Origin of the sequence: uncultured Veillonella sp. (assembly GCF_934190855.1) — a bacterium.
Classification (GTDB): domain Bacteria; phylum Bacillota; class Negativicutes; order Veillonellales; family Veillonellaceae; genus Veillonella.
The window spans coordinates 1-8898 of the sequence record NZ_CAKPTN010000065.1 but is presented as its reverse complement, the minus strand read 5'-3'; the positions used below and the strand labels follow the sequence as shown (position 1 = coordinate 8898).

At 38.0% G+C, this 8898-nt stretch carries 9 protein-coding genes and 1 pseudogene; all 10 read left to right on the top strand.

Translation table 11 applies throughout. The annotated features are described in order from the left end of the window. Positions 1-181 (top strand): annotated as a pseudogene (locus tag Q0F90_RS05190) (sugar transferase); the annotation flags it as partial. Between the two features lie 11 nt (positions 182-192). Further along, positions 193-1059: a phosphorylcholine transferase LicD gene (locus Q0F90_RS05185; protein ID WP_296003979.1), complete on the top strand. Its 867-nt coding sequence runs from the start codon at positions 193-195 to the stop codon at positions 1057-1059. Positions 1060-1068: 9 nt separating this feature from the next. Continuing rightward, positions 1069-1791, top strand: a complete 723-nt coding sequence (locus Q0F90_RS05180) for a 2-C-methyl-D-erythritol 4-phosphate cytidylyltransferase (protein WP_296003978.1) — start codon at positions 1069-1071, stop codon at positions 1789-1791. After that, complete coding sequence (locus Q0F90_RS05175) at positions 1784-2833, top strand: NAD(P)-dependent oxidoreductase (protein WP_296003977.1); 1050 nt, start codon at positions 1784-1786, stop codon at positions 2831-2833. The genes Q0F90_RS05180 and Q0F90_RS05175 overlap by 8 nt, the downstream gene beginning before the upstream one ends. Next, on the top strand, positions 2830-3897 hold the full coding sequence (locus tag Q0F90_RS05170; RefSeq protein ID WP_296003976.1) for a glycosyltransferase: 1068 nt from the start codon (positions 2830-2832) through the stop codon (positions 3895-3897). Before Q0F90_RS05175 ends, Q0F90_RS05170 begins: the two co-directional genes overlap by 4 nt. 19 nt (positions 3898-3916) lie before the next feature. Beyond that, a complete protein-coding gene (locus tag Q0F90_RS05165) occupies positions 3917-5158 on the top strand; it encodes an O-antigen ligase (protein ID WP_296003975.1) in 1242 nt (413 codons plus the stop codon). Beyond that, the gene (locus Q0F90_RS05160) at positions 5136-6068 is read left to right on the top strand and encodes an ATP-grasp fold amidoligase family protein (protein ID WP_296003974.1); all 933 of its coding nucleotides are present in this window, start codon (positions 5136-5138) and stop codon (positions 6066-6068) included. Before Q0F90_RS05165 ends, Q0F90_RS05160 begins: the two co-directional genes overlap by 23 nt. After that, positions 6046-7185: a CapA family protein gene (locus Q0F90_RS05155; protein WP_296003973.1), complete on the top strand. Its 1140-nt coding sequence runs from the start codon at positions 6046-6048 to the stop codon at positions 7183-7185. Before Q0F90_RS05160 ends, Q0F90_RS05155 begins: the two co-directional genes overlap by 23 nt. Then, a complete protein-coding gene (locus tag Q0F90_RS05150) occupies positions 7185-8636 on the top strand; it encodes a lipopolysaccharide biosynthesis protein (RefSeq protein WP_296003972.1) in 1452 nt (483 codons plus the stop codon). The genes Q0F90_RS05155 and Q0F90_RS05150 overlap by 1 nt, the downstream gene beginning before the upstream one ends. Before the next feature lie 26 nt (positions 8637-8662). Continuing rightward, positions 8663-8898, top strand: a 236-nt coding sequence (locus tag Q0F90_RS05145; RefSeq protein ID WP_296003970.1) for an NAD-dependent epimerase/dehydratase family protein, incomplete at its 3' end; no start/stop codon positions are given.

Below are 8898 nucleotides of genomic sequence, written 5' to 3'. Positions count from 1 at the left end.
AGCTAGTATTGCCTATAAGGATGAAGATCAGCTTTTACAAAATGCTCAAAATGTAGATGAAGTTTACATTAATGAGGTATTACCAGGCAAGATGGCTTGGAATTTGAAGAGTATTAAGGAATTTTCTTTTTTACAAGATATAAAAACGATGATTGATACAGTATTAGCTGTATTACGTTAAGCGAGGTCCCTATGAGTACATCTATGACAAAGGAAATACAAGAGAAAGAGCTTACTATGTTGCTGTACTTTAAAGAGTTCTGCGACAAACATAATTTGCGCTTTTATCTTTGTGGCGGTGGTCTCATTGGGGCTATACGTCATAATGGTTTTATCCCTTGGGATGATGACTTAGATCTCTTCATGCCTCGTCCTGACTATGAAAAGCTAGCAGAGTTGTGGCCCAAATATGCTGATACAGAACGTTACACCTATTGTCGTACGGATCGGCACCATATTTATCACGATGCAGGTGCTTCTATTCGTGATAACAACACGACGTTTATTAATCGTCACAGTATGCACGAAGATATTTGTCATGGTTTGGCTTTAGAGATTATGCCTATTGATGGCTGTGCACCTGGTAAAATCAGCCGTGCTTTACAATTAATGTGGGCCATGACCTTTGCACTCTTTAATGCACAACGGTTGCCGGATAATAAGGGACCTATGTATCGTGCCTTAGCAGGCTGTATTTATAAGGTCTTTTCTAGTCAGTCCGTGCGCTATCATATTTGGCGTTTTGCGGAAAAGCAAATGACTAAATATGATTTCAACACAAGTAAGGAATGTACTGAGTTAATCGGTAGCTTAAAGGGCATGAAGCTTAGACATCCTCAAGAGGATTTTGCTTCTGTCGTTTATAAAGACTTTGAAGGACATCAAATACCTGTTATGAAAGGGTATGAGAGATATTTACGTCTCATTTGGGGCGATTATATGCAATTACCACCTGTTGAGCAACGTGTAGCAAAACACGATGCCGCCTTTGCTGATTTGCATGCGCCTTACAAAAAATATAGAGGCATTCATTATGCCCAAAATAAAGCTCAACCATAAGGAGGGCCTATGAAACGAATAGCAGTAATCTTTGCGGGTGGCGTAGGCGCTCGTATGAAGAACAGCAAGACGCCGAAACAATTTTTAGAATGGAACGGTAGACCTATTTTAATTCAAACCTTAGATGTTTTTGAACAAACAGAGGCTATTGATGGTATTGTTCTAGCTTGCAAAGCCGAATGGATTGATCATACAAAACAACTTATTGAAAAGGCAAATTTACAAAAGGTTTTGTCCATTGTACCCGGCGGTGAAAGCGCTCTTGGCTCCCAATATAATGGGTTAGTTGAGGCTAAGCGTCTATTCCCAGATGAAGATGTGACGGTTTTAATTCATGATGGCGTTCGTCCCCTTGTAGATAGTGCCACTATTGAACGAAATATTGAATCTGTTGAATCTAAAGGTTCTGCTATTACGGTTACTCCAGCTATCGAAACGATTATGGTTACACAAGATGGTTCCATTAATCGTATTTTGAATCGCAATGAATGTCTGATGGCTAAGGCTCCACAGAGCTTTAGATTAGATGATATTTTATCTGTTCATAATCGAGCAAAAGACGATGGAATCCATGATTTCATTGATTCTGCATCGATGATGATGCATTATGGTTACACTTTATACCCTGTACTAGGGGAAACTGAAAATATAAAAATTACAACACCATCTGATTATTATATGTTTACGGGGATTATTAAAAACCGTGAACTAGGAGGATTAGAAGATGAGTAATTCCGTGATCCAACGTGAGTTAACGGCTTTAGTACATGAAGAAAAGTACTTTGATTTCCTCCGTCATCAACGCGTTCTTGTAACGGGTGCAACAGGGCTTATTGGCTCTATGTTTATTAAACTACTCATACTTGCTAATGAAGCTTATGGCTTGGATTTAAAAGTGCTTGGTCATGTACGTAGCCATGATAAAGCACAAACTATTTTTGGTGAGTATTTAGATAATGAATCATTTACTATTATTGATGGCTCATTAGACTCTATCGATACGCCATGTGACTATATCTTACATGGTGCGGCACCAACACAATCTAAATTTTTTGTAGAACATCCAGTAGAAACAATTCGTGCTTCAATTCATGGTACAGAGGCTATGCTTGAGCTAAGTCGTCATAAAAAGGTAAAGAAACTTGTTTACCTATCCAGTATGGAACAATATGGCGTTCCTTATGAATCAGGTCAAGTGATGACTGAGGAACGGTTAGGTTATCTTGATCACTTAAACGTACGTAGTTCCTATTCTGAAAGTAAACGACTCTGCGAATGTTATTGCAAGTCTTATGCAGTGGAGTATGGCGTTCCTGCTGTTATAGCTCGACTAGCTCAAACCTTTGGGCCAGGTGTTCCTGTTTCTGATAACCGCGTGTTCATGCAGTTTACTAAGAGTGCTCTCAAGCATGAAGATATTGTTCTTCATACAAAGGGCGATTCCATGTCTAATTACTGCTATATTACAGATGCTTTAACAGGTATCTTAACCCTTATGAAATTGGGGGAAGCGGGAGAAGCATACAATATATGTCATGATGAAGAAACTCGTTCTATTGCTAGTATCGCTCATTTGGTAGCGACTCATGTAAGCAATGATAAGAGTAAGGTTATCTTTGATATTCCGGAAGATGTGCAAGGTCTCGGGTATGCTCCAACAGTTCACATGTTCTTAAGTTCTAAGAAGTTAAAATCCTTAGGTTGGCAGCCTAAGGTATCAATGGCACAAGCCTATGTAAGACTAGCAGAATATATCCAAGAGGAAGGCTTATGAAAAAGGAAATAATTATTGTCACTATCTCCCTTGGCAATGATGGGGCTGAACGAATTTTAACAGAGTTAGCTCGTCAATGGGTACATGATGGTCACCATATTACGGTTATCCAAACAAGCCCTAATCGATATGGTAACGAATATGCTTTAGAGGAAGGGGTTGAACAAATCCAAATTCATACTACTAGCTCCAATAAAGTCATTCGTTTTATGCAAGAAATAAAAGAACTAATCAAGATCTTAAAGACTAGACCCAATGCGACATGCTTATCGTTCTTGTCTGCATCCAGTTTTATCTTGGCTATTAGTTCTTGGTTCGTAAACAATCGCATCGTTTTTTCTGAGCGCAATAATCCGCGCAAAGTACCAATTGGTTGGCATCAACAAGCATTGCGTAATTTTGCCTTTCGATTTGCTGATGCACTAGTATTCCAAACGGAAGACGCTCGTTCGTATTTCCCAGAATCGGTTCAAAAACGTGGTGTTATCATTCCAAATCCTATTAATGGTAAATTGCCACCGCCAATTGAGGGAGAGCGAGAAAAGACAATTGTTACAGCCTGTCGATTGCATCCTCAAAAAAACTTACCTATGATGATCAATGCTTTTAGCATGTTAGCAGATGAGTTTCCAGAGTATAAACTTGTCATCTATGGTCAAGGTGTTTTAGAAGATGAATTACGAGCTCAAATTAAATCTCTTAATTTAGAGGATCGAATTTTATTACCGGGCTTTGCTAGTAATATTTTAGAAAAAGTAGCGCCTTGTTCCATGTTCGTGTCTTCCTCTGATTTTGAAGGTATTTCAAACTCTATGCTAGAAGCACTCGGCATGGGATTGCCTGCAGTCGTTACTGATTGCCCTGTAGGCGGTGCTCGTATGGTAATCAAAAGTGGAGAGAATGGTATTCTTGTGCCTGTAGGTGATACACAGGCCATGTATGAAGCTATGCGTAGTATCTTAAAAGATCCAGCACTAGCTGCTAAGCTTTCACAAGAAGCCATTAAGGTACGCGATGAATTCCCATTATGGAAAATCGCAAAACGTTGGTTAGAAGTTTTATGAGTTATAAGGAGGGGAACCATTGAAGTTAAATATAACGGCTCTTGCTGACCGCATGATATGGTTCATAACTCTAATCTTTTTAGTGTTGTCGTTGACCATTTCCTTTGCCCTTGGCGAGGCGAACTATGGTGCCTATGTATTATTTGTATGCTTATTTGGGCTCATCATTTTTTATCTTATAAGAGAGCAGGGCGTTATTAAGCTACGGCTCAATTGGATGCATGGTTATATGCTCCTCTTTATAGGGGCCTGTTATCTGAGCACAATCAATGCCTTAGATACGTCTGTGGCTATGAGTCGAAGTTTCGATATTGTTAAGATATTCTTTATGCTCATCATCTTGTACATGTGTTATCAAGATAAAAAATCGGTGGATACATTATTAAAGATTGGTATGTGGACAGGCTATATAGTTTGTTTTTACACTGTGTATTTCTACGGTTTAGATTATTTCATTACTGTCTTATCATCGTCGGCACGTATTGCCAATGATGCGTTGAATGCGAATACAGTAGGTCTTTTAGGTGCTAATGCTATTGTAATGACCTTGTATTACATGTTATATGATCGCCCTCGTTGGTGGCATATCATTGCATTACCAACATTAGGTATCTTAGCTGCTACAGGCAGTCGTAAGGCTCTTGTGTTTGTTGTAGCAGGTACAGTACTACTCTTTGTTTTTAAAAGCTTACGTAGTGCCAATGTAGTTAATTCTATTGCTAAAATTATTGGTTCTTTACTCGGCCTTACCATTGTAGGTGTTGCTGTGTTGCAATTGCCGATGTTCGCTGAAGTGTTAGATCGTATGTCTAGCATGGTGGAAGCCTTTGCTGGCACTGGTGGTGACTCATCTACTATTATTCGTATGGCATTGGTAGATATTGGTTGGGATTTATTCTATCAATCTCCTATTACTGGGGTTGGTGTCAATAATCCGTCTGTATATACATTCTTCTTATATGGTAAGGAGAACTACTACCTTCATAATAACTACATTGAGCTATTAGCCGGTACTGGTATTATCGGTTTACTAGCGTATTATTCCATGTATCTGTATGTGGCATATAACTTAATTCGCTATCGTAATTTCCACAGTAATGAATATGTAATGGTGCTCATTCTATTCCTTTCACAAATTGTAATGGATATGGGCATGGTGTCTTATGAAAGTAAGAGTACTTATTTTTATATGATGTTGTTTTATTTAGAGGTGCAAATGCTCCGGAAGGGACGTAAAAATGAAGCTCAGCAAATTGTGTAAAGTTGGCATGTCCTTTTTGACAAAACCTTACTATCGTACTCGAGTTCTTATTAAATCAGGTTATTACGATAATTTATCTGATGAAGAGTTTTTGAAGAAGATATTTCCTAAATATATGGGATATCCCTTAGATTTAGAAAATCCTAAAACCTTCAGTGAAAAATTACAATGGCTGAAAATTAATTACCGGAATCCTATTCAAACTATTATGGTTGATAAGCATGAAGCAAAACGCTTTATTGCTGATCGTGTAGGGGAGCAATATATTATTCCTACACTTGCTGTATGGGATTCTGTGGACGATATCGATATCGATGCATTGCCAAATCAATTTGTATTGAAGTCAACTCATGATAGTGGGGGCATCGCAATTTGTAAAGACAAATCATCCTTTGACTTTGAAGCGGCTAAAGCGAAGTTACGTGCATCATTAAAACGTGATTATTCTAAAATTGCCAGAGAATGGGCTTATCAAAATGTACCGCGTCGTATTATAGCAGAAGAATATATTTCTGAATTGGGCAGTGATGATTTATTGGATTATAAGATGTATTCCTTCCATGGCGAACCAAAGTTAACTGTAGTCTGTTCAGATCGTTTTTCAAAGACTGGAACGCGTATGAACTTCTATGATATCAATTGGGAGCCAATGGGAATTCATTTTGGTCATTATCCTCCATTATCTACGGAGTTTCCGAAGCCGGCTACTTATGAAGAGATGAAACGTCTCACAGCTGAGCTAAGTAAGGATTGTCCGTTCTTACGTGTTGATTTTTACGAAATAAAGGGGCGCCTATTTATTGGAGAGTTAACATTCTTCCCTGGTGCTGGATTAGAAACGTTTCGTCCTATGTCAAAAGATTATGAATTAGGGGAGTGGTTACATCTTGAAACTGTACATCGGAGCTGATTTAGTTCCTACGGATATCAATAAAAGTTTATTTGAAGCGGGGAACGGAGAAGCATTAGTAGGTAAAGAGCTATATGAAATTCTTAAGCAATCTGACTTAAATGTTTTCAATCTAGAAGTTCCTCTTACCGATGCAGAAACACCAATTGTAAAATTTGGTAATAATTTGATTGCCCCATCTAAGACCGTTCACGGCTATAAAGCGTTAGAACCAATTTTCTTAACATTAGCTAACAATCACTCCTTAGACCAAGGTGTGGAAGGGTTAACAACAACGTTAAACTTGTTAAAACAACATGAAATCGCTCATGCTGGAGCTGGTGCTAATTTGAAGGAAGCAAAGAAGCCATTTATCTTTGAAAAAGATGGTGTACGTATAGGCTTCTATCTATGCACAGAGAATGAGTTTACCATGGCTACTTGTCATTCTATGGGAGCGAATCCATTTGATGTATTGGATAGCTTTGATGAAGTAGCAGCATTAAAAGAACAATGTGACCATGTTATTGTTTTATATCACGGTGGTAAGGAATTCTATCGCTATCCATCACCAATGTTACAACGTTACTGCCGCAAGTTTGTCGATAGAGGGGCTAGCCTCATTATTTGCCAGCATAATCACTGTGTAGGCTCTCGAGAAGATTATAATGGCGGATCTATCATTTATGGTCAAGGCAACTTTATTTTTAATTCTGACTTCTATGTAAACCATCAAGACTTTGTAAAAGATGCAATGTTGATTAATGTAGAGGCTACGAAAGATAGCTTTGTTATATCTGAGTTACCTATTCGTAAAACTGATAATGGTACGCGCTTGGCTACAGAAACTGAAGCGGCAGAAACATTAGCAGGTTATAAAAAACGTAGTGAAGAAATTAAGGATGCTCATTTTGTAATCTCAAACTATAAAGCTTTTGCTGATATTCATGTAAAACGTTATTTACGTGAATTCTTAGGTAGATCCTTTATTATACGTGCTATTAATGCTTTGTTTGGCCGTAAGTTAATGCAACTTCTTTTGGGGCCTACAAGTTATTTAGCGATACAAAACTATTTAGAATGTGAAGCTCATCATGAATTATTCTTAAGAGGCATTAAGAATATCAATAAAAAATAATGGATACTAAAATCGTAGCTGCTGCTAAATGGTCTGTCATAACAGAGGTTTTAGCAAAGCTTATAACACCACTTACAAATATAATATTGGCCCATATGCTTGCGCCGACGGCGTTTGGTATATTGGCAACAATTATGATGGTTATCTCTTTTGCAGAAATGCTTGCTGATGCGGGATTTCAAAAGTTTCTTGTACAGCATGAGTTTGAAAGTGACCAAGAAAAGCAAGAGGCCACAGATGTGGCCTTTATTGCCAATTTAGTGCTTTCTTTGCTCTTATGGGGCGCCATTATAATTGGTCGTGATGAACTAGCTGTGCTAGTAGGTAATGATGGTTTAGGCATACCGTTGGCCGTGATGGGGGCAATGATACCTCTATCTGCTTTTAGCAGTGTACAAATGGCTTTATATCGTAGGGACTTTAATTTCAAGTTTCTATTAAATATTCGCCTTATAACCATTTTGACACCTATTGTGATATCTATACCTATGGCACTCATGGGGTATGATTACTGGTCTTTGATTGCCGGTATGCTAGGGGCTCAGTTATTCACTGCTTTGGCCCTATTAAAGAGTAGACGAAATCAAATTCATTTATTCTTTAGTGGTCGAGTCTTTATGAACATGTTTAGCTATAGTGCATGGTCATTGGCTGAAGCATTTTCTATTTGGCTTACTGCATGGGTAGATACCTTTATTATCAGTCGATTTCTCGATGCGTACTATTTAGGTATTTATAAGCTGCCTATGGCCATTGTAACGACTGTTATGGCTATGGCAACTTCATCCTTGGCACCGGTCTTATTTGCGGCTTTAAGTCGAGTACAGCATGATCAACAAGCTTTTTCTAATACATTTTTTACCTTCCAACGTTATATGGCCTTATTCTTAGTGCCTATAGGTGTAGGTTTGTTTGTATTCCAAGATTTTGTTGTTCAGGTTTTACTAGGGCCTCAATGGAAATTAGCGGGTATCGTATTAGGTTCTTGGGCGTTAAGCTCAGCTATAATGACTGTTACAGCGAATCTAATTTCTGAAATATTCCGTGCTAAAGGCCTACCAAATCTGTCGTTCTGGACTCAAGTGTTACATTTAGTTGTTTTAATACCAGTTATTTATATTTGTATTCAATATGATTTCACTACCTTTGTGTATGCTCGCTCTATAGTACGAATGGAAATGCTCGCTGTAGCAATGTTGTTCTTGGCCCTATTCGTCAATATGAGTGCCTTCCGCATACTATCTAATATTAGTGTATATCTCATTACTGCATCGATAGTTGGAGCTATAGCGTATAGTATTTTACATCTATATGATGCGGTGTGGTGGACGATAGCTTGTATGCTGTTATGCATTGTTTTATATGTGGCTATTTTATGTATCATTCCATCTGAGCGTATTATTATTGCTTCTGGTGTTAATAAAGTTTTAGGTAAAGTAAGACGCTCATAATTAACAGAACTATGAAAGGAGTACATATGCTTTCAAAAAATGTAGACTTAAACAACACGGTAATCCTTGTAACAGGAGCCGCTGGATTTGTAGGGGCTAACCTCGTTATGTCCCTCTTATCTGAAGCAGAAGGAACTCAAATTATCGGCATAGATTCTGTTAATGATTACTATGACGTGGCTTTAAAGGATTATCGTTTGCAACAAATTGATGAGATGTGCAAAGATAGTAAAAATACGTGGATCTTTAAAAAAGGCAATAT

Coding starts and splice junctions, on each gene's coding strand:
- Q0F90_RS05170 (WP_296003976.1), top strand. CDS start 2,830: ATGAAAAAGGAAATAATTATTGTCACTATCTCCCTTGGCAATGATGGG.
- Q0F90_RS05180 (WP_296003978.1), top strand. CDS start 1,069: ATGAAACGAATAGCAGTAATCTTTGCGGGTGGCGTAGGCGCTCGTATG.
- Q0F90_RS05160 (WP_296003974.1), top strand. CDS start 5,136: ATGAAGCTCAGCAAATTGTGTAAAGTTGGCATGTCCTTTTTGACAAAA.
- Q0F90_RS05175 (WP_296003977.1), top strand. CDS start 1,784: ATGAGTAATTCCGTGATCCAACGTGAGTTAACGGCTTTAGTACATGAA.
- Q0F90_RS05150 (WP_296003972.1), top strand. CDS start 7,185: ATGGATACTAAAATCGTAGCTGCTGCTAAATGGTCTGTCATAACAGAG.
- Q0F90_RS05185 (WP_296003979.1), top strand. CDS start 193: ATGAGTACATCTATGACAAAGGAAATACAAGAGAAAGAGCTTACTATG.